The sequence below is a fragment of the Mesorhizobium sp. M4B.F.Ca.ET.214.01.1.1 genome, assembly GCF_004791545.1.
GTDB classification, from domain to species: Bacteria; Pseudomonadota; Alphaproteobacteria; order Rhizobiales; family Rhizobiaceae; genus Mesorhizobium; species Mesorhizobium abyssinicae.
The window spans coordinates 142,099-162,809 of sequence record NZ_SRUX01000014.1 but is presented as its reverse complement, the minus strand read 5'-3'; the positions used below and the strand labels follow the sequence as shown (position 1 = coordinate 162,809).

Annotated in this window: 19 protein-coding genes; 11 read left to right on the top strand and 8 right to left on the bottom strand. The window is 64.6% G+C overall.

The genetic code is table 11. The features are described from left to right. The 6 genes from EN857_RS25575 to EN857_RS25550 all read left to right on the top strand — a co-directional run bounded on the left by EN857_RS25575 (position 1) and on the right by EN857_RS25550 (position 6,408). Complete coding sequence (locus EN857_RS25575; RefSeq protein WP_127391494.1) at positions 1 to 879, top strand: DUF2182 domain-containing protein; 879 nt, start codon at positions 1 to 3, stop codon at positions 877 to 879. A gap of 439 nt (positions 880 to 1,318) precedes the next feature. Beyond that, positions 1,319 to 2,347: an amino acid ABC transporter substrate-binding protein gene (locus EN857_RS25570; protein ID WP_127284736.1), complete on the top strand. Its 1,029-nt coding sequence runs from the start codon at positions 1,319 to 1,321 to the stop codon at positions 2,345 to 2,347. Positions 2,348 to 2,410: 63 nt separating this feature from the next. Then, a complete protein-coding gene (locus tag EN857_RS25565; RefSeq protein ID WP_127391495.1) occupies positions 2,411 to 3,598 on the top strand; it encodes an amino acid ABC transporter permease in 1,188 nt (395 codons plus the stop codon). Between the two features lie 4 nt (positions 3,599 to 3,602). Continuing rightward, positions 3,603 to 4,760 (top strand): amino acid ABC transporter permease, encoded by a 1,158-nt coding sequence (locus EN857_RS25560; protein WP_128346499.1) that lies wholly within the window; start codon positions 3,603 to 3,605, stop codon positions 4,758 to 4,760. A 75-nt stretch (positions 4,761 to 4,835) separates the two neighbouring features. Further along, positions 4,836 to 5,639, top strand: a complete 804-nt coding sequence (locus EN857_RS25555) for an amino acid ABC transporter ATP-binding protein (RefSeq protein WP_127284739.1) — start codon at positions 4,836 to 4,838, stop codon at positions 5,637 to 5,639. Positions 5,640 to 5,742: 103 nt separating this feature from the next. Beyond that, the gene (locus EN857_RS25550) at positions 5,743 to 6,408 is read left to right on the top strand and encodes a TIGR02117 family protein (RefSeq protein ID WP_128273472.1); all 666 of its coding nucleotides are present in this window, start codon (positions 5,743 to 5,745) and stop codon (positions 6,406 to 6,408) included. Between the two features lie 74 nt (positions 6,409 to 6,482). On the opposite strand, the gene EN857_RS25545 is transcribed toward EN857_RS25550, so the two are convergent. Both EN857_RS25545 and EN857_RS25540 read right to left on the bottom strand, forming a co-directional pair. Further along, a complete protein-coding gene (locus EN857_RS25545; RefSeq protein ID WP_127391498.1) occupies positions 6,483 to 7,718 on the bottom strand; it encodes an FAD-dependent monooxygenase in 1,236 nt (411 codons plus the stop codon). Positions 7,719 to 7,737: 19 nt separating this feature from the next. Beyond that, positions 7,738 to 7,983 carry a zinc-finger domain-containing protein gene (locus tag EN857_RS25540; protein ID WP_127284742.1) on the bottom strand — a complete coding sequence of 82 codons (246 nt, stop codon included), beginning with the start codon at positions 7,981 to 7,983 and terminating at the stop codon, positions 7,738 to 7,740. A gap of 215 nt (positions 7,984 to 8,198) precedes the next feature. Between EN857_RS25540 and EN857_RS25535 the strand changes: the two genes are divergently transcribed. Together EN857_RS25535 and ppx are read left to right on the top strand one after the other, a co-directional pair. Continuing rightward, complete coding sequence (locus EN857_RS25535; protein ID WP_127284743.1) at positions 8,199 to 10,394, top strand: RNA degradosome polyphosphate kinase; 2,196 nt, start codon at positions 8,199 to 8,201, stop codon at positions 10,392 to 10,394. Further along, on the top strand, positions 10,391 to 11,926 hold the full coding sequence (gene ppx, locus EN857_RS25530; protein ID WP_135859310.1) for an exopolyphosphatase: 1,536 nt from the start codon (positions 10,391 to 10,393) through the stop codon (positions 11,924 to 11,926). The genes EN857_RS25535 and ppx overlap by 4 nt, the downstream gene beginning before the upstream one ends. Positions 11,927 to 12,040: 114 nt before the next feature. On the opposite strand, the gene EN857_RS25525 is transcribed toward ppx, so the two are convergent. From EN857_RS25525 to betI, 5 genes are all read right to left on the bottom strand, one after another. Beyond that, on the bottom strand, positions 12,041 to 12,463 hold the full coding sequence (locus EN857_RS25525) for a DoxX family protein (protein WP_127391503.1): 423 nt from the start codon (positions 12,461 to 12,463) through the stop codon (positions 12,041 to 12,043). A 157-nt stretch (positions 12,464 to 12,620) separates the two neighbouring features. Further along, entirely contained in the window at positions 12,621 to 13,043 is a 423-nt protein-coding gene (locus tag EN857_RS25520; RefSeq protein WP_126055158.1) for a DoxX family protein, read from the bottom strand. A 113-nt stretch (positions 13,044 to 13,156) separates the two neighbouring features. Beyond that, positions 13,157 to 14,554 (bottom strand): class II fumarate hydratase, encoded by a 1,398-nt coding sequence (gene fumC, locus EN857_RS25515; RefSeq protein ID WP_127391500.1) that lies wholly within the window; start codon positions 14,552 to 14,554, stop codon positions 13,157 to 13,159. 281 nt (positions 14,555 to 14,835) lie between these two features. Then, positions 14,836 to 15,612 carry an SDR family oxidoreductase gene (locus tag EN857_RS25510; RefSeq protein ID WP_127391501.1) on the bottom strand — a complete coding sequence of 259 codons (777 nt, stop codon included), beginning with the start codon at positions 15,610 to 15,612 and terminating at the stop codon, positions 14,836 to 14,838. Positions 15,613 to 15,716: 104 nt separating this feature from the next. Further along, positions 15,717 to 16,355: a transcriptional regulator BetI gene (gene betI, locus EN857_RS25505; RefSeq protein ID WP_135859309.1), complete on the bottom strand. Its 639-nt coding sequence runs from the start codon at positions 16,353 to 16,355 to the stop codon at positions 15,717 to 15,719. 83 nt (positions 16,356 to 16,438) lie between these two features. On the opposite strand from betI, the gene choX reads away from it, so the two are divergent. From choX to EN857_RS25490, 3 genes are read left to right on the top strand one after another with little or no spacing between them, the layout of a single operon-like run. Further along, complete coding sequence (gene choX, locus EN857_RS25500) at positions 16,439 to 17,377, top strand: choline ABC transporter substrate-binding protein (RefSeq protein WP_127284182.1); 939 nt, start codon at positions 16,439 to 16,441, stop codon at positions 17,375 to 17,377. After that, complete coding sequence (locus EN857_RS25495) at positions 17,374 to 18,255, top strand: alpha/beta hydrolase (protein WP_245493498.1); 882 nt, start codon at positions 17,374 to 17,376, stop codon at positions 18,253 to 18,255. The genes choX and EN857_RS25495 overlap by 4 nt, the downstream gene beginning before the upstream one ends. Next, complete coding sequence (locus EN857_RS25490; protein ID WP_135859308.1) at positions 18,252 to 19,760, top strand: amidase; 1,509 nt, start codon at positions 18,252 to 18,254, stop codon at positions 19,758 to 19,760. Before EN857_RS25495 ends, EN857_RS25490 begins: the two co-directional genes overlap by 4 nt. Here EN857_RS25490 and EN857_RS25485 read toward each other — a convergent pair. Next, positions 19,749 to 20,522, bottom strand: coding sequence for an NIPSNAP family protein (locus tag EN857_RS25485; RefSeq protein ID WP_127393602.1), 774 nt, complete (start codon positions 20,520 to 20,522; stop codon positions 19,749 to 19,751). The two genes, EN857_RS25490 and EN857_RS25485, sit on opposite strands and share 12 nt — an antisense overlap. Between the last annotated feature and the right edge of the window lie 189 nt (positions 20,523 to 20,711).

Below are 20,711 nucleotides of genomic sequence, written 5' to 3'. Positions count from 1 at the left end.
ATGCCCGACACGGCCCTCGAGGCGGTGCTGCGGCGCGACCGCGCGGTCGTCGCCGCGGCGCTCGTCGTCATTGCGGTGCTCGCCTGGGCCTATCTGCTGTGGCTCGCAGCCGACATGAGCATGCCCGCCACGCCCGCGCAGGCGGGCGGCGACATGGCCGGCATGAACATGTCCGATCCGAGCACCATGGACATGAGCGGCATGGACATGCCGGGCATGGATATGGGCGAGGCGGTCGCGCCGGCTTTCCGCGCCTGGGCGGCGGCCGATTTCGGCTTCATCTTCGCCATGTGGGCGGTGATGATGGTCGGCATGATGACGCCGTCGGTGGCGCCGATGCTGCTGCTTTATGCCGGCGTCGGCCGCAAGGCCGCGGCGAGCGGGCGCACCATCGCGTCGACGGGATGGTTCTTCAGCGGCTATCTGCTGGTCTGGATCGGCTTCAGCCTTGCCGCGACCGGCGCGCAATGGCTGCTCGCCCGTCTCGCCTTGCTCGATCCGATGATGGCGACCAACAGCGGCATCCTCGGCGGCGTCATCCTGATTGCCGCCGGTATCTACCAATGGACGCCGATGAAGGGCGTCTGCCTCAGCCAATGCCAGGCGCCGATCGCCTTCCTGACCAGACATGGCGGATTCCGCACCGCGGCGCTAGGCGCGCTGCGGCTGGGTATCGCGCACGGCGCCTATTGCCTCGGCTGCTGCTGGGCGTTGATGGCGCTCCTGTTCGTCGGCGGCGTCATGAACGTGCTCTGGATCGCGGCGATCGCCATCCTCATCCTGCTGGAAAAGACTGTCCCGACGGGCCGAGCTCTCCCGCGAATCTCCGGCGCGGTGATGGTGGCGATCGGCGTCTGGCTGCTCGCCGGCGCCGGGTGATCGTCCGCCTGCTAATCTTCATGCATGTTGATTTGTATTGATGAATGCAGCCGTCGTCCGGTTCGCCCGTGGCGGTCGCCGGCGAGGTCTTCCCCAATGAAACAAGAACAAACGCCAGGCTGATCTTTGCCGGTGTTGGGCTCATGCGGAAGGGCGGACTTTGCCGACTCTGGTTGCACGCTCCGGCTAATTTGCGGGCGCGTTTGGCCGCAATTCGGGCATTTGCGGCAATCGGTTTTCAAACTCTTTGGGAAACGGTCATTTCCCTTGACCTCACAGGAATAATCGCCTTCGATGCAGTTCGTGAATGGGAGGCAGCGCGTCGGTTGCGATGCGGGGATCCGGGAGTGGCCGGAAAGGGAGCTGCGTTCACACGGGAAAAAGATCAGGGTCGCCTGAGAACAGGGTCACCTGTAAAACAGAAAAGGGTATGTGGGTCATGAAACATATTGCATTCGGTATTCTCGGCGCCGCCGCGCTTGGGTTTACGGCATCGGCGGCTTCGGCCGGCACGCTCGACACTGTCAAGCAGAAGGGCTTCATCCAGTGCGGCGTCTCCACCGGTCTGGCCGGCTTCTCGGCGCCGGACGACAAGGGTGACTGGCAGGGCATCGACGCCGACTTCTGCCGCGCCGTCGCGGCCGCCGTCTTCGGCGACGGCTCCAAGGTCAAGTTCACACCGCTCAGCGCCAAGGAGCGCTTCACCGCGCTGCAGTCGGGCGAGGTCGACATCCTGTCGCGCAACACCACCTGGACCATCAATCGCGACACCGCGCTCGGTCTGAACTTCATCGGCGTCACCTACTATGACGGCCAGGGTTTCATGATCAACGCCAAGAAGCTGCCGGGCGTGAACTCGGCGCTGCAGCTTTCAGGCGCCGCCGTCTGCGTGCAGAGCGGCACCACGACCGAGCTCAACCTCGCCGACTACTTCAAGTCGAACAAGATGGAGTACAACCCCGTCGTGTTCGAGAAGCTGGAAGAGGTCAACGCCGCCTATGACGCCGGCCGCTGCGACGTCTACACCACCGACCAGTCGGGCCTCTACGGCATCCGCCTGACGCTGGGTTCGCCCGCCGACCATGTCGTGCTGCCCGAGATCATCTCCAAGGAGCCGCTCGGCCCGGCCGTGCGTCAGGGCGACGACCAGTGGTACCACATCGTCAAGTGGACCTATTTCGCGCTGCTCGACGCCGAGGAACTCGGCATCACCAAGGCCAATGTCGAGGAGATGAAGGCCTCCGACAACCCCGAGATCAAGCGCGTGCTCGGCCAGGAGGCTGACACCAAAATCGGCACCGATCTCGGCGTCTCCAACGACTGGGTCGTGAACATCGTCAAGGCTGTCGGCAATTACGGCGAAGTGTTCGAGAAGAATGTCGGCTCGGGCAGCCCGCTCAAGATCGCGCGCGGCATCAACGCGCTCTGGACCAAAGGCGGTCTGCAATACGCTCCGCCGATCCGCTGATCGAAATGTGATCCGGGAGGCAGGCTGTCTGCCTCCCGGTTTCTCTTTCCAGGGGACGGTCGCATGGCATCGCAGGAAATCCTTCGCGAGGAGCCGAGCAGGGCTTCCTTCATCAATGACCCTAAGGTACGCAGCCTTTTCTTCCAGACGCTGGTCATCGTCATTCTGTTCGGCTCGGTCTGGTGGATCGTGCAAAACGTCATCGACAATCTGGCACGCCTGCACATCGCCTCCGGCTTCGGCTTCCTGAAGGGGCGGGCCGGCTTCGATATCTCGGACACGCCGATCGCCTATACGTCGGATTCGACCTATGGCCGCGCCATCATCGTCGGGCTGATCAACACGATCATCGTCGCCGTCGCCGGCATCATCACCGCCACGATCATCGGCTTCGTCGTCGGCATCGGTCGTCTTTCGCAGAACTGGCTGATCCGCAAGATCTGCACGGTCTATGTCGAAATCTTCCGCAACATTCCGCCGCTGCTGGTCATCTTCTTCTGGTATTCCGGTGTGCTCGCCGTGCTGCCGCCGCCGCGCGAGAGCTACAACCTGCCCTTCGGCTCCTTCCTCAACCAGCGCGGCTTCTATTTTCCGCGCGCCGTCTGGGGTGACGGCTCCTGGCTGATCCTGGTCGCCTTCCTCGTCGGCCTGGCCATGGCGTGGTTCGTCGCCCGCACGGCCCGCCAGCGGCAGATGGTGACCGGTCAGCAGTTCCCGGTGTTCTGGACGTCGATAGCGCTGATCGCCGGCCTGCCGCTGCTTGCCTACGCGCTTAGCGGCTTCCCGCTGAGCTTTGATTTTCCGAAGCAATCGACCTTCAACCTGACCGGTGGCTTCCAGGTCAAGCCGGAATTCCTGTCGCTCTATCTGGCGCTGTCCTGCTACACGGCAGCCTTCATCGCCGAGATCGTGCGTGCCGGTATCAGGGGCGTCAGCAGAGGCCAGACCGAGGCCGCCGGGGCGCTGGGGCTGCGCTCGGGCCCGATCCTGCGGCTGGTCGTGGTGCCGCAGGCCATGCGCATCGTCATCCCGCCGCTGACCAGCCAGTATCTCAACCTGACCAAGAACTCCTCGCTGGCGATCGCCATCGGCTATCCCGATCTCACCGCCACCGCCGGCACGGTGCTCAACCAGACCGGCCAGGCGGTCGAGGGCGTGCTGATCATGATGATCGCCTATCTGGTGCTGAGCCTCGTGACCTCCGCGGTCATGAACGTCGTCAACGCCAGAATGGCATTGGTGGAGAGGTAGGACCATGCAGGAACATGATATGTCCTGGGTGCGTACCGAGATGGCTCTCGCCCAGCCGGCGCCGCCAAGCGAACGCGGGCTCTATGCCTGGGTGCGCAAGAACCTGATCGCCACCCCCGGCGACACCATCCTGACCATCCTCGGCATTCTCATCGTCGCCTGGATCCTGCCGCAGGTCATCAACTGGGCTCTGCTCAACGCCCAGTGGACGGGTCCGGATCGCACCGTCTGCGCCACCGTCGCGCAGGGCGGCATCCAGCCGGACGGCTGGAGCGGCGCCTGCTGGGCCTTCGTCAACGCCAAGTTCGGCCAGTTCATGTTCGGCCGCTATCCGATCGAGGAGCGCTGGCGGCCGATCCTCGTCGCCATCCTGTTCGTGGCGCTGCTGGTCCCGATGCTGATCCCGCGCGTGCCGCGCAAGGGGTTGAACGCCATCCTCTTGTTCCTCGTTCTGCCGATCGTCTCGTTCTTCCTGCTGATCGGCGGCGTGTTCGGCCTGCCGCATGTCGAGACTTCGCTGTGGGGCGGGCTGCTGGTCACGCTCAGCCTGTCCTTCGTCGGCATCGCTGTCTCGCTGCCGCTCGGCACGGTGCTCGCGCTCGGCCGGCGCTCCAAGATGCCGGCCATCAAGTTGCTGTGCGTCATCTTCATCGAGACTGTGCGTGGTATCCCGCTCATCACGGTGCTGTTCTTCGTCAGCGTCATGCTGCCGCTGTTCCTGCCGGAGGGCGTCACCTTCGACAAGTTCCTGAGGGCGCTGATCGGCGTCTCGCTGTTTGCCGCCGCCTATATGGCGGAGGTGGTGCGCGGCGGCCTGCAGGCGATTCCGAAAGGGCAGTATGAGGGCGCCGATTCGCTCGGCCTCGGCTACTGGCAGAAGATGGGCCTGATCGTGCTGCCGCAGGCGCTGAAGCTGGTCATTCCCGGCATCGTCAACACCTTCATCGGCATGTTCAAGGACACCAGCCTGGTGCTGATCATCTCGATGTTCGACCTGCTCGGCGTCGTCAAGCAGAACTTCTCCGACGCCAACTGGGCGACGCCGCAGACCGCGAAATCCGGCCTGGTGTTCGCCGCCTTCGTGTTCTGGCTGTTCTGCTTCGGCATGTCGCGCTATTCAATGTACACGGAGCGCCGGCTCGACACCGGCTACAAACGCTGATGCATGTCGCCCAAGAGTGTATTGCGGTTTTGGGGTAACGACATGCATCAAAGACAACGATAAGGGGAATTGGCCATGACCACCGAAAACGCCGTCAGCGCGGACGACCTCAAGGTCGATGCCAAGAAGATGCACATCTCGACGACCGACGTCGCCATCGACATCGTCGGCATGCACAAATGGTACGGCGAGTTCCATGTGCTGAAGGACATCAACCTCAAGGTGATGCGCGGCGAGCGCATCGTCATCTGCGGCCCGTCCGGCTCCGGCAAGTCGACCATGATCCGCTGCATCAACCGGCTGGAGGAGCACCAGAAGGGCAAGATCATCGTCGATGGCAAGGAACTGACCAACGATCTGAAGAAGATCGACGAGGTGCGCCGCGAGGTCGGCATGGTGTTCCAGCACTTCAACCTGTTCCCGCATCTGACCATTCTGGAGAATTGCACGCTGGCGCCGATCTGGGTGCGCAAGACACCGAAGAAGCAGGCCGAGGAAATCGCCATGCATTTCCTCAAGCGCGTCAAGATCCCTGAGCAGGCCAACAAATATCCGGGCCAGCTTTCGGGCGGCCAGCAGCAGCGCGTGGCGATCGCGCGCTCGCTGTGCATGAACCCGCGCATCATGCTGTTCGACGAGCCGACCTCGGCGCTTGATCCGGAAATGATCAAGGAAGTGCTGGAGACGATGGTGGGTCTGGCCGAGGAAGGCATGACCATGCTCTGCGTCACCCACGAGATGGGCTTTGCCCGCAAGGTCGCCAACCGGGTGATCTTCATGGACCAGGGCCAGATCGTCGAGCAGAACACGCCGGCCGAGTTCTTCGACCATCCGCGCCACGAGCGCACGAAACTGTTCCTGTCGCAGATCCTGCACTGAGCGGTTCCCATATCGAACGCAGAAGCCCGGCCGCAATGCGGCCGGGCTTTTTTCATATGCACGGGCCGAGGCGATCCGTCGTGAGGCCGCAAAGGTGTCGTCGATGAGAAGGTTCTGGCGTTTCCTTGTTGGCCTGCTGGCCGCGTTCGCGCTCACCGCGGCGCTCGGTACGCTGGTGCCGCGCCCGCTTTGGCCGGCGGCCGCAGCGGGCGAGGGCAGCAGGCGCATCCTGGTGCTGAGCAACCCGATCCACACTGACATCGCCATCCCCGTCGATGAAGAGGTGCGCCGGCGTTTCCATTTCCTCACCGATGCCGGCATTCCGGCCGACGTGCCGGAGGTGCGCTACATCGTCTTCGGCTGGGGCGGCCGTGCCTTCTACCTGGAAACGCCGACGTGGTCGGAGCTGAAGGCGGTGCCGGTCCTCAAGGCGCTGACGCTCGACGCCTCGGTGATGCATGTCGATGTCGCCGGCGCAATCAGCGAACCGCATCCCGATGTCGCCGGTTTCGACATCGACGACGATCGTTTCTCAGCGCTGCTCGACTATATAGCGGCGAGCTTCCGGCAGGGACCGAACGGCCCGATGGCCATCGACAATACCGGCTATTCCCGCTTCGACCGCTTCTACGAGGCCAACGGCCATTTCAACGCGCTGGTCGGCTGCAACACCTGGACGGCAGCCGCGCTGCGCACCGCCGGCCTGCGCACCGGCTGGTGGAACCCGCTGCCCGTGTCGCTGGGGTGGTCGATGCGGTTGTATGATTGAAGCCAATCATGAGCGCCTCATTCGTTCGCGCTGTCCCGCCAGCCGATCGCAATTGCGATCGCCCACTAAGGCGGTCAACGCCGCACCACCTTCCGCGCCTCCCACCCGTAGAGCCAGTCCAGATCGGCCGCGAGCTTCTCCGCCGGCCGCGTCGCCAGCACCAGGTTGCGCGCGATCGCCACCGGCCCCCGGGCATGCCAGGCAAGCCGGTTGAGCGCGCCGCGCCTCAGTACCTTCGCGATGCGCGGCCGCCTCAGGTTCTCCCAGACGGCAAGGCTCTGCCCTGGATCGTCGGGGAAGTCGGCGACCATGCCGGCAAGCATCGCGGCGTCCTCTATTGCCATGGCGGCGCCCTGCGCCGCGAACGGCGTCATCGCATGCGCGGCGTCGCCAATGAGCGCGATCCCGGCTGGCGTCGTCCAGCGCTGCTGGGCGACGGTATGGATCGGAAACGCCGTCCACGGACTGGCCTGCGCGACAAGCCTTGCCAGCGCCGGCGCCGTGCCGCGCATGGCGCCTGAGAGGATGGCCGGGTCGGCATGGCCGGACCAGCCTTCGGCGATGCGCTCGCCCCTGGTGAAGGCGGCGAGGTTGAAGGCGCTGCCTTGGCTCACCGGATAGGCCACCAGGTGGAAGCCAGGATGCAGAAAGGTGGTGACGCAGTCCGTGCCGCCGACCGTTGCAAAGGCTTCTCCGGCGGCACTTTCAGCCGCGACCGTCGCGCGCCAGGCAAGCTCGCCCGAGAAGCGGCTCTTGCCGAAGCCCGGCTCCATGACGGCGAGCTTTTCGCGAAGCGACGACCAGACGCCGTCGGCGCCGACCAGCAATTGGCCGCTGGCCTCGATCCTGCGCCCGTCCGCTTCGACCGTCACCGCAACGCCTTGCGGCCCGGTGGCAAGGCCTGTTACTCGTGCGCCGGTGACGAGTTCGATGTCGCGGCACTCCGCGGCCTGCGCTGTCAGCGCCGCCTGTACGTCGGCACGGTGGGCGACGAGATAGGGCGCACCCCAACGGCTCTCGCCGGCTTGCCCCAGCGGCACCCGCGCCAGTTCACTGAGCGTCGCGGCGTCCTTCAGCACCACCGCCTCCGGCCGAACGGCATGCGGAAGCAACCGATCGAGCACGCCGACCTGCCTGAGGATGCGCGTCGCGTTGGGGGAAAGTTGGATGCCGGCGCCGGCCGCTTCGAGTCGCGGCGCCTGTTCGAAAATCTGCACGCGATGGCCGCGTTCGGCGAACGCAATGGCCGCGGTTAACCCGGCGATACCCGCTCCGGCGATGACGACTTGCCGGGAGCGCGCGTCGTCCATCAGATCTGTCGCGAAAGAGTCAGGCGGCCTGGTCGATATAGAGGCAGCCCGGCGGCACCGTTTCCGTCGCCTTCAGCTTCGACGAATAACGGTAGAGCGTCGAGCAATAGGGGCAGACCTTCTCGTTGTCGTCGCCCATGTCGAGGAAGACATGCGGATGGTCGAAAGGCGGGTTGGCGCCCGTGCACATGAATTCTCTGACGCCGATGTCGATCGCCGGATGGCCCGCATCGTTCTGGAAATGGGGAATGGAACCGCCTGCCATCGTCGTCTCCAATTTGGTCTCGGCCTGCTTTCGGCCAGTTTGCATCTGGATCATAACCGGCCTCTTTGCAAGATCGATGAAATGAAACTGTCGCAAAACCCTGTCAGAGGATAAGTTGAGCCGGTTAACCGGCTGGAGCATTTTTGCAGCCAGGCGTAATGCCTGGCTCCGAAAGGATGTTCAAGGAAACCGGGGCAGGGGCAAGAGCAGGAATCATGAACGAACTGAAGCCGGTGCAAAGCGAATTCATCACCATCGAGGCGGCAAGCCCGGAAGCCGGCAATCCAGACCGTTTCGTCAATCGCGAGTTCTCCTGGCTGCAGTTCAACCGCCGCGTGCTGGAAGAATCGCTGAATGCGAACCATCCGCTGCTCGAACGGGTCCGCTTTCTGTCGATCTCGGCCGCCAATCTCGACGAGTTCTTCATGGTCCGCGTCGCCGGCCTCGCCGGCCAGGTGCGCGAGGGCATCGCCCTCAAGAGCCCGGACGGCCGCACGCCGGAGCAGCAGCTCGAACAATTGCTGCGCGAGGTCGAGCGCCTGCAGGAGGACCAGCAGAAAAGCCTGTCGGCGCTGATGCAGCTGCTCAACAAGGAAGGCATCGAGAGCATCACTCGCGACGCGCTGACCAAGGACGAGAGGGCCTGGCTGGAAGAACATTTCCAGGATCAGGTGTTCCCGGTGCTGACCCCGCTGTCGATCGACCCGGCGCACCCGTTCCCGTTCATCCCCAATCTCGGCTTTTCGATGGCGCTGCAATTGCGCCACCGCAAGAACGGCGAGGAGATGAGCGCGCTGCTGCGCCTGCCGGTGGCCCTGAAGCGCTTCATCCGCCTGCCCGACCGCAAGAACCATGTCCGCTTCATCCCGCTCGAGGAAGCGGTCGGCCTCTATATCGGCAAGCTCTTCCCGGGCTACGAGGTCAAGGGCTCCGGCACCTTCCGCCTCATCCGCGACAGCGATATCGAGGTCGAGGAAGAGTCCGAGGATCTGGTGCGCCTGTTCGAGACGGCGCTGAAGCGGCGTCGCCGCGGTTCGGTCATCCGCATCGAGTTCGACATGTCGATGCCACCCGCGCTGCGCGACTTCGTCGCCGGCGAGCTCGGCGTTTCGTCGAGCCGCATCAGCGTCTTGACCGGTCCGCTGGCGCTGAGCCAGATCTCCGAGATCGTCGCCGTCGCGCGCGACGATTTGAAGTTCACGCCCTACAATCCGCGCTTTCCCGAGCGCATCCGCGAGCATGGCGGCGACTGCTTCGCCGCCATCCGCGAGAAGGACATCGTCGTCCACCACCCCTACGAATCCTTCGACGTGGTGGTGCAGTTCCTTCGCCAGGCGATGGCCGACCCGGAAGTGGTGGCGATCAAGCAGACGCTCTACCGCACCTCCAACGACAGCCCGATCGTCCGAGCGCTGGTCGACGCGGCCGAGGCCGGCAAGTCGGTGACGGCGCTGGTCGAGCTCAAGGCGCGCTTCGACGAGGAGGCCAATATCCGCTGGGCACGCGACCTCGAACGCGCCGGCGTCCAGGTCGTGTTCGGCTTCCTCGAACTGAAGACCCACGCCAAGATGTCGCTGGTGGTGCGGCGCGAGGACGGCAAGCTGCGCAACTACGTGCATCTCGGCACCGGCAACTACCATCCGGTCACCGCGCGCATCTACACCGACCTGTCGTTCTTCACCACCGACGCTACGATCGCGCGCGATGTCGCCCAGCTCTTCAACTTCATCACCGGCTATGCCGAGCCGGCCGAGGAGATGCGGCTGGCGGTCTCGCCGTTCACGCTGCGCAAGCGCATCCTGAAGCACATTTCGGACGAGATCGCCCATGCGCGCGAGGGCCGGCCGGCCCGCATCTGGATGAAGATGAACGCGCTGGTCGATCCGATCATCATCGACGCGCTCTACGATGCCAGCCGCGCCGGCGTCGAGATCGACCTCGTCGTGCGCGGCATCTGCTGTTTGAGGCCGCAGGTGCCGGGCCTGTCGGAAAACATAAGGGTGAAATCGATCGTCGGCCGCTTCCTCGAGCATAGCCGCATCTACTGCTTCGGCGACGGCCACGGCCTGCCTTCGGACGAGGCGATCGTCTACATCTCCTCGGCCGATCTGATGCCGCGCAATCTCGACCGCCGCGTCGAGACCATGGTGCCGATCACCAATCCAACTGTGCATGAACAGGTGCTTGGCCAGATCATGCTGGGCAACATCATGGACAACCAGCAAAGTTTCGACGTATTGGCTGACGGAACCTCCCGGCGCGTCGTGCTTGAGGAGGGCGAGGAACCGTTCAACGCGCAGGAATATTTCATGACCAATCCGAGCCTGTCCGGACGGGGTGACGCGCTGAAGTCACATGCGCCCAAGCGCATAGCCCAGTTCAAGCGCCGCAAGAAGAACGGCGCCGCGTGATTTCTACTTCCCAGGGCCGGCTCCAGGACCGGCGGCCGCTGTCGATCATCGACATCGGCTCGAACTCGATCCGCCTCGTCGTCTACGAAGGGTTGGCGCGCTCGCCGACTGTGCTGTTCAACGAAAAGATGCTGGCCGGCCTCGGCCGCCGCATCGTTTCGACCGGCAAGCTCGACCCCGAGGCGGTGACCCGCTCGATGGAGGAGTTCCGCCGCTTCCGCGCGCTCTCCGATCAGGCGGGCGCGGAGCACATGTATGTGCTGGCGACCGCCGCCGCGCGCGAGGCTGTCAACGGCCCCGATTTCATCCACCGCGCAGAGGATGTGCTGAAGACCGAGATCCGGGTGCTTTCCGGGCGCCAGGAGGCGCATTATTCGGCGCTCGGCGTCATCTCAGGCTTCCACCCGGCCAATGGCATCGCCGGCGACCTTGGCGGCGGCAGCCTCGAGCTGATCGACATCAATGGCGAGGCGATCGGCGACGGCATCACCCTGCCCCTCGGCGGCCTGCGCCTGCAGGACATGGCCAAGAACTCGCTCGCCCAGGCGCAGAAGATCGCGCGCGAGCAGTTGGCGCGGGCAAAGCTGCTGAAGGGCGGGCAGGGCAGGGTCTTCTACGCCGTCGGCGGCACCTGGCGAAACCTCGCCCGGCTGCACATGGAGATGAGCAACTATCCGCTCGGCGTCATGCACCACTACGAGATACCGGCCGACAGCGCCCTGAGCTTCCTGAAGCAGGTGACGAAGGCCGAGATCGAGAAGGTCAGGGGCATCGAGGGCATCTCCAAGAATCGTCGCTCGCTGCTGCCCTATGGCGCCGTCGTGCTGCAGGAGATCATGGCGGCGATGCAGCCGTCCAAGATCGTCGTCTCGGCGCTCGGCGTGCGCGAGGGCTTCCTCTATTCGCTGCTCGACGAAGCCGAACAGAAGGCCGATCCGCTGATCTCGGCCGCCGAGGAGCTTGCGCTGTTGCGCTCGCGCTCGGTCCACCACGCGCATGAGCTGGTCGAGTGGACCGGCAAGGCCTTCGCCGCCTTCGGCATCGACGAGACCGGGGACGAGGCACGATACCGCCATGCCGCCTGCCTGCTGGCCGACATCGGCTGGCGCGCGCATCCCGAATATCGCGGCCGGCAGTCGCTCAACATCATCGCGCATGCCTCCTTCATAGGCGTGGACCATCCCGGCCGCGCCTATCTGGCGCTGGCCGGCGCCTACCGCCATGACGGTATCTTCAACGAGGGCATCGCCCCCGAGATCAAGGCGCTGGCGCCGCCGCGCATCCTGGAGCGCGCCCGCCTGCTGGCGGCGATGATGCGCGTCGTCTACCTGCTGACGGCGGCGATGCCGGGCATCATGCCCCGGCTGAAATGGGAAAACCGACCCAACGGCGCGCTGGCCCTGGTGCTGCCGGCCTCGCTCGCCGACCTTTATGGCGAGCGGCCGGCCGGTCGGCTGGCGCAGTTGGCCAGGATCACCAATCGCCGGCTGGTGCTGGCGGTCGAGAATGGGCCAAGCGTCTCGGTCAAATAGGGTGTCTCGGTGAAAATGGTGGGCAGCGCCAAAAAGGCCCACCCGCATCTGGCGCGAAATCATCGCCGCCAATTTTCAACGCGCCTGAGCGAGCCGGCCAATTGGCCGGCCTGGTCAAGTCAGCTGATCTGCGATTCCAACCAGCCGCCCGTCGACCGACCAGGCACCGGCGCCGGCCATCGCCAGCGCCAGGAAGCCGCCTGCGATCGCGATGTCCTTCATCAGCATCTGCTGGTGCAGGAAGGCGAGCATCGCGTCGTCGCCGCCCTGGCCGTAATGACCGATGAAGCCGGCAACGATGCAGAAGGCCGCGAGCAGCAGGGCAACGATCCGCGTCTGGAAGCCGACGAGGACGAGCGCTCCGGCGATCAGCTCGAACAGGCCGGTGCCCCAGGCTGCGAGCGCCGGCAGGGGCAGGCCGAGGCCGGCGAAATAGCTGGTCGTGCCGGAAATATTGGCCAGCGCCTGGAAGCCGGAAGGGATGAAGAGGGCGGCAAGCAGCAGCCGGGACAGGAGAAGCAGCACGTTGCGGAGCATCATCACCTCCCTGCCGGCGACTCCGGCCCGGCATGCCGATCAGTCTACGCTGCCGGGGCTCGCACGGGAATTGGCTAACGAGGCTGCTCTAAGGACAACGAAAAAGCGGCGCGGAAAATTCCGCGCCGCTTTGTCTAGTTCGGGATTTGAGCGTGGCTCAGCCGCGCTTGGCGTCGATCGAGTAGGAACCGGCGCCAGACGAAGCCAGCACGATGAAGCCGCCGGCGATGGCGAGGTTCTTGAGGAACTGGATCATCTGCATCTGGTCGGCCCAGCCGGTGTGGGCGACCAGCCCGGTGGCAACCGTGAAGATCGCCAGCACCCAGGCCACGATGCGGGTCTGGAAGCCGACGAGGACGGCGAGGCCGCCGAGCAGTTCGATGAGGCCGACGAGGACGGCGGTCACGGTCGGCAGCGGCAGGCCGAGGCTGCCAAAATAGCCGGCGGTGCCGGCAATCGCGGTGAGCTTGCCGAAGCCCGAAAGCAGGAAGATGACGGCCAGCAGGATGCGGCCGAGCAGGATGGTGGTGGAGCTGTTGGAAGCGACGCCGGAACCGGCGACAGAAGTGTTGATGGACATGGGACTCTCTCCGGGAGGATTGGAATGACAACCCAGATAGAGCAGGCAGACTGTTCACCAAAGATGCCGATCTGGCGACAGATTGTTCACCCGGTTACGTCGGTGATACTAGCTTACCCCGGATGCGTCATGTCCTCCGGCCGTACCAGCCGGTCGTAGTCGGCCTCGCTGACCAGCCCTGTAGCCAGTGCTTCCTCGCGCAGGGTGGTGCCCTTCTTGTGCGCCGTCTTGGCGATCTTGGCGGCGTTGTCGTAGCCGATGGTCGGCGCCAGCGCCGTCACCAGCATCAGCGAGCGGTCGAGCGCGGCCTTGATGTTGTCCTCGCGCGCCTCGATGCCGACGACGCAATTGTCGGTGAAGGAGACCGAGGCATCGGCCAGAAGCTGCACCGACTGCAGGAAATTGTAGGCCATCAGCGGGTTGTAGACGTTGAGCTCGAAATGGCCCTGGCTGCCGGCGAAGGTCAGCGCCGCGTTGTTCCCGAACACCTGGACGCAGACCTGCGTCAGCGCCTCGCACTGGGTCGGGTTGACCTTGCCCGGCATGATCGAGGAGCCCGGCTCGTTTTCCGGCAGCGACAGCTCGCCGAGCCCGGAGCGCGGGCCGGAGCCGAGGAAGCGGATGTCGTTGGCGATCTTGAACAGCGCCGCCGCAGCAGCGTTGATCGCGCCGTGCGAGAACACCATGGAATCGTGCGCGGCAAGCGCCTCGAACTTGTTCGGCGCGGTGACGAAGGCGATGCCGGTGATGGCGGCGATGCGGTCGGCCACTTTCTCGGCGAAGCCGACCGGCGCGTTGAGGCCGGTGCCGACGGCGGTGCCGCCCTGCGCCAGCTCCTGTAGGCCGGGCAGCGTCATCTCGATGCGCTTGATCGAGGAGGCGACCTGTGCGGCATAGCCGGAGAATTCCTGTCCCAGCGTCAGCGGCGTGGCATCCTGCGTATGCGTGCGGCCGATCTTGATGATGTGCGCGAACGCGTGGCTCTTCGCCTCCAGCGCCTTGTGCAGGTGCTTCAGCGCCGGCAGCAGGTCGTGCACGATGCGTTCGGCGCAGGCGATGTGCATGGCCGTCGGATAGGTGTCGTTCGACGACTGGCTCATATTGACGTGGTCGTTCGGGTGCACCGGCTTCTTCGAGCCCATGACGCCGCCGAGCAGCTCGATCGCCCGGTTGGAGATCACCTCATTGGCGTTCATGTTGGACTGCGTGCCCGAGCCGGTCTGCCACACCACCAGCGGGAAATGGTCGTTGAGCTTGCCGTCGATGACCTCCTGAGCGGCCTCGATGATCGCCTTGCCGAGCGCTGGATCGAGCCGCTTCAGCTCCATATTGGCTTCGGCCGCGGCGCGCTTGACGATGCCCAGCGCGCGCACGATCGACGCCGGCTGCTTTTCCCAGCCGATCTTGAAATTGCCCAGCGAACGTTGCGCCTGCGCGCCCCAGTAGCGGTCGGCGGCGACCTCGATGGGACCGAATGTGTCGGTTTCGGTTCTGGTCTTCTCAGCGCTCACTGGAGGTCTCCGGTTGTCGAATTCGGCAACGGCGTATCGCGTTGCACAAATGGCATCAAGCGGAGATTGGGGGCGAAGAAGATGCAAATCGGTTGAAGAGTTAGCTAATCTCCCCCCTTGTGGGGGAGATGCCCGGCAGGGCAGAGCGGGCGCGAAGGATCACGGCACCTGGGATGATCCGAGCTGCCATTTCATCCGGCCCTCAATGGGCTGAAACGCTGGCGGGACAGCGCCCCCTCTGGCCTGCCGGCCATCTCCCCACAAGGGGGGAGATCGGCTATTCACCCCGCCGTGTAGCCGCCGTCGATGGCAAAGACGCCGCCGCTGGTCCAGGCAGCCTCGTCGCTGGCGAGATGGACGGCGATGCCGGCAAGGTCGCCGGTGCGGCCGATGCGCCCGAGCGGATAGCTGCGCTCGACATGGGCCTTCAACTCGTCTTGCGCGGAGGCCGGCAGGTTTTCGATCGACTTGCGCCGCATTGCGGTGTCGATCGTGCCTGGCGCGATCGCATTGACCCTTATGCCGCGCGGTCCGAGCTCGAAGGCGAGCGACTTGGTCAGCGAGTTCAGCGCGCCCTTGGAGAGCGAATAGAGGCTCGACGGCCGGTTCGGAATCATCTTGTTGGCGAAATAGGAGGAGATGTTGATGATCGAGACACCGGCGCCGAAATGCGGCAACAGCCGCTGCGTCAGGAAGAACGCCGCCGTCACGTTGAGCGCGAAGGAATGCTGGAACTGCGCCTCGCTGACCGTCTCGAACGGCACGAGATAGGCGACGCCGGCATTGTTGACGAGAATATCAAGCAGTTGGCCGGATGCTTTCACCCGGGCAACCGTCGCATCGATGCCGGCGCCGGTCGCGAGATCGGCCGATAGCGTTTCGACCGCCGCGCCACCCTTCGCCTCGCTTGCCATCGCGTCGCGCGCCGTTGCCAGCTTGCCGGCATCGCGGCCGACGATCAGCACATCGGCGCCTTCGCGCAAAAAGGCCTCCGAGATCGCCAGGCCGATCCCGTCCGATCCGCCCGTCACCAGCGCCCGCTTGCCGTGAAGTCGCATGGGATCCTCCGTCATTGCGCGACGAGTGCATCGCTGACGGGCAAGCGCGGTCAAGCCGAAGGCCTATCGCACAGTATGAACTTCGGCTGGGGGACGGTCTGCGCTTAACCGCCGGCCGGGACAGGCTCCCGCATGGCCAGCCTCGCCGCGACATAGCTCTTCACCTGTCGGATCGCCTGTTCGCGCGACACGCTTCCAGGCTGCAGGCCGAGCCGCAGCCATAGACCGTCGATCAGCGCCGTGACGCCAAGCGCAATCTCCTCGGCGTCCTCGGGCAAGGCAAGGGCGCTGAGCCCGGACAAAAGATTGGAGCGCATGCGCGCATGCAGCACCTTCTGGATACGCGCCAGCTTCTCGTCGCGCGGCACCTCGGCGCAGAGCGACAGCCAGGCATAGCACAGCGATGGCTGGAACAGGTGCGGTTCGAAATTGCCGTCGATGATGGCATCCACCCGTTGTATCGGCGTCTGCGCGTGCCGCAGCCGCGCCACCACGGCCTTGCGCAGGACGAGGTTCGATTCGCGCATCGCGTGCTCGAAGAGTTCCTGCTTGCTGCTGAAATAGTGCAGCACGATGCCCTTCGAGGCGCCTGCCTGCGCGGCGACCTTCTCGATTGTGGCGCCGGCAATGCCTTCGCGTTGAAGCACGGCAAAGGCCGCCTGCCGCAGCTCCGTGCGGCGTATGTCGCTGAGACGCTTGAGTTTCAAGGGCGAATTCCGTGCATCGAGAATCGAGGTTGACATTTTCGTCCGCTGAGATCAAGAATTGACCAATGGGACAATATACAAACCAATTGGTCAACAAACCGCGAATGAGGAGAACCGAAATGCATCGCTTGATAGGGGCAGGCGCCGCGCTCTGCGTGCTGGCGCTCTCGACGCAACCGGGCCTGGCGGCCGAGTCCAAGGAATGCAGCGCTGTTCGCATGGCCGAACCCGGCTGGAACGATCTCGCCTTCACCACGGGGATCGCCAACGTCCTGCTTCAAGCGCTCGGCTATCAGCCGCAGAGCCAGGTGCTAGGCATCAACGTCATCTACGAGGGCATGAAGAACAACGATCTCGACCTGTTCCTGGGCTACTGGGATCCCGCGATGGTCACCTATTACGAGCCTTACAAGAAGGATGGTTCGGTCGAGAATGTGCGCGTCAATCTCGAGGGCGCCAAATACACCTTCGCGGTGCCCACCTATGTCTGGGAGGCCGGTGTCAAGGACTTCTCCGACCTGCACAAGTTCGCCGACAAGTTCGGTAAGAAGATGTACGGCATCGAGCCCGGATCCAACCAGTTGATGATGGACGCCATAGCCGACCCGTCGCTGGACCTCGGCGGCTGGCAGGTCGTGGAGTCGAGCGAAGCCGGCATGCTTTCGGAGGTCGGCTACGAGATCAAGGAAAAGCAGTTCATCGTCTTCCAGGGCTGGGCGCCGCATCCGATGAACACCATGTACGACTTCAAGTATCTGACCGGCGGCGACAAGTTCTATGGGCCCAATTTCGGCGCCGCGACGGTGACGACGCAGGTCCGCAAGGGCTACCTCCAGCAATGTCCGAATGTCGCGCAGCTGTTGAAGAATCTCGCCTTCGATGTCGATTTCGAGAATGTCGGCATGGGCTATCTGATCAATGACGGCATGAAGCCCGAGGAGGCTGGACTGAAGGCGATCACGCTGAACAAGGACCGCCTCGACGCCTGGCTCGCTGGCGTGACCACCTTCGAGGGCAAGCCGGGCCTTGCCGCCGTCAAGGAAAAGCTCGGCCTGTGAGCTCTGCTGCGCTCGCCCCTTGGCCGGAACAGGAAGCCTGGGCCAGCCGCAAACGGGTCATCGACCTCGACGGCCTCGAAATGGCCTATGTCGAGTTCGCCGGATCGGAACCGGCGCTGCTGTTGGTGCACGGCTTCACCGACACCAGCCGCAGCTTCTCGCTTCTGGCGCCGCACCTTGCCGGCCGCCGATTGGTCATTCCCGACCTGCGCGGCCATGGCGCCTCGCTGGCAGGAAGGGGCTATGGCATCGGCGACTTCGCCAGCGATCTCGCGGGGTTGGTCCGCAACTTGCGGCTGGAGCGGCCGGTTGTGGTCGGCCATTCGCTGGGCGCCATGATCGCGCTCGAGTTGGCTGCACGGCAACCGGAACTCATCGGCGGGCTGGTGCTGTTGGCCGGCACTCTGAAGCCCGATCTGGCAGTGGACCATCCAATGGTTGCAGGCGTGCGGGAACTGCGCGATCCGATATCGCCGGCGGACCCGTTTTATGCCTGGTGGCATGCCTGCCAGCCCGGCGTGCCGCGGGCTTTTCTCGCCGCCGCCGCCAAGGAGGCGTCGGCGATGCCGGCGTCACGCTGGCGCACCCTTCTGGACGAAATACGCGGAACGGACCTCACCGCCGCCGCGCGCGCCTTGCGTGTCGCGGCACTTGTCATCGGCGGCGGGCGCGATCCGATCTTCGACGCAACCCATCAGCGACGGCTGGCTGAGGAAATTCCCGCCGCGAGGCTCGTGGCCGCAGCCCATTGCGGGCACAATCCGCACTGGGAAGATCCGACGCTGGTCGCGGCCACCATCTCCGATTACGTCCAGACGCGGACCGAAGGCGGGCAAAGCCGCATGGGCGGAGCCGTTTCGAGGCGAGGGCGCTCATGAACCTGGCGCAATACATGGCATCAGACGCCGTCGCCCTGGCCGGCCACGTCCGCTCCGGCGAACTGTCCGCCGTCGAAATTGCCGAAGCCGCGATCGAAGCGATCGAATTGCTCAACCCGGCGATCAATGCGGTGACGCTGATCGACGCGGAGCGCGCGCTGTCTGCCGCAGCGCGCTGCGACGCGAAGGCCGCGTTGGCGGGCGTGCCGTTCCTGGTCAAGGACACCGGCGTTTATGTGCGGGAGTGGCCGACCACCCACGCGTCGCTCTATTTCAGGGATGCCGCGCCGAAGCCCGACAGCGAAATCGTCAGGCGCTGGCGGAACGCCGGCCTGACCTTGCTCGGCAAGACCAACACGCCGGAATTCGCCAATGACTTCGTCACCGAGCCCGTTGTTCACGGCCCGACCTTGAACCCGTGGGACCTGTCGGTGACGGCGGGCGGTTCGAGCGGCGGCGCGGCGGCCGCGGTGGCAAGCGGCATGGTGCCGGTTGCCCACGGTTCCGACATCGGCGGCTCGATCCGGGTGCCGGCGGCCTGTTGCGGCGTGTTCGGCATGAAGCCGTCGCGAGGCCTCAATCCCGTCGGCCCCTATCGCGATCAGGTCGGCGCCGGACTTTTCGTCGAGAACGTTCTTTCGCGAACCGTTCGTGACACCGCCGCAATGCTCGACATCACCGTCGGCCCCGAACCGGGCGCGCCATGCTTCGTGTCGAGATCGGTGCCCTCCTATCTGGATTGGCTGTCGTCGCCGGCCGAGCGCATGCGCATTGCCTGCGTGGCGCATCGGCCGGATGGCGCGCCGGTGGCGGCGGAGATCGAGGAGAAGTTCCGGCAAGCCATGGCGCTGCTGGAGGAGATGGGGCACGAGGTGATTGAGGGCCGCTTTCCGCCGGAGGCCGATGGCGGCGCCGAATGGAGCATTTTCTGGATGTCGGAGGTCGCGTTGCTCGTCGACGAGCGGGCCAACGATATCGGCCGCATGCCTCTGCCCGGCGAAATCGAAGCGCTGAGTTTGCATGCGCTGGACCGTTTCCGCCGCTCGTCGGCCGCCGACTATTTGAAGGCGCAGGCCCGACAGCATCGGGCATCGCTGGCGATGGCAAGGACGTTCGACGGCTTCGACCTGATCATGACGCCGGCGACAGCCGACTTGCCGCCCCTAATTGGCGCTGTCCGTGGCGATGACGCCGCGTTCGATTATGCAGCATGGGTGGATCGGGCCTACGGCTTCGCGCCGTTCACGGAAATCTTCAACGTGACCGGACAACCTGCCGCCAGCCTCCCGCTTTTCCTGTCCAAAGACGGCCTGCCGATCGGCATTCAGCTTGCCGGTCGGCCCAATGAGGACCATAGGCTGCTTGGAATTTCCTACGCGCTGGAACAGGCAACCGGCTGGAGCAAGCGTCGTCCGCCCGTCCAGGTCAGGCTTGCCGCGCTCGCCATCGAGTTGGGCGGCACCTGCCCCCGGAATGGAGCGATTACCGCAAGGCTAGCCGAGTAGCGATCGCGATGTCGGCGAGAGCCGCAATGTTTCCGTCGGCCTGGTCTGGTCTGCCTGCGCCCCGCCTCGAAACGCCTGCCATGCCGGCAAGGCGGCGAGGGCGGTTTGCGACCGGCGGCGCGCGTCTTCGTGGTCGAAGCCGATGACGCCGAGAAAGACGTTTTCGGCCGATCGCACCGGCAGGCGCGGAAAGGTATTTTCCGCATGCTCGCTGATGAAGGCGCCAAGCAGGCGGGCGCCGTTCGCCGCGAGCAGCGGGGCGGCATCCGTTTCGAAACGCTCGGCGTAGTCGGCTTCGGCGCCCGGATGCAAATGATGAATCTGAATCTCAACAATGACAGGCAAGCGCTTCTTATCGCTTCGGTTTTCGACCCCATCGCAAGCTGGCCGTCGCACCCTCGACAGGTCGAACCCGGCGCCCGGCCATGCCGGCTTCAGCAGCAGCACGTCGTCGGAATCGATCATCGTCGCATTGGCGGCCTCCTTGTGCGCGGCCCACACCGGGCCGCTATAGAAGGCCGTCAGCGCCTCCTTCCGCGCCGCCATGTCCGCGAAGCCGCGCATCCACACGAACATGTCCGGACGGTCGAGGTCGCGAAACTGGCCGATGATGGTCATGCCCGCCGCCTCCTGGCTTTCGATGAACTCGCGCTCGAAGAGGTCGATCAGCGTTTCGCGCCGTCTGGGCTTTAGCGTGTACTGCCTGAGTTCCACGATCGGTGACGCAAGGCGTGCAGAGGTTTCGTTTCGAGCAAGGTCCATTGTCGACTCCAAAACAGGGTGATCATCCTGTTTTGTAAAACAGACCGGTTGTCCTGTTTTGTCAATCTGCTATTTCTCTCTTCCTTCTCCCTGTGCGGGAGAGGTGGATTGGCGCGCAGCGCCAAGACGGATGAGGGTGCCGGACGGATCGCCGTTCTTGCCAGGCTGGAGCACCCTTCATCCGCCTTC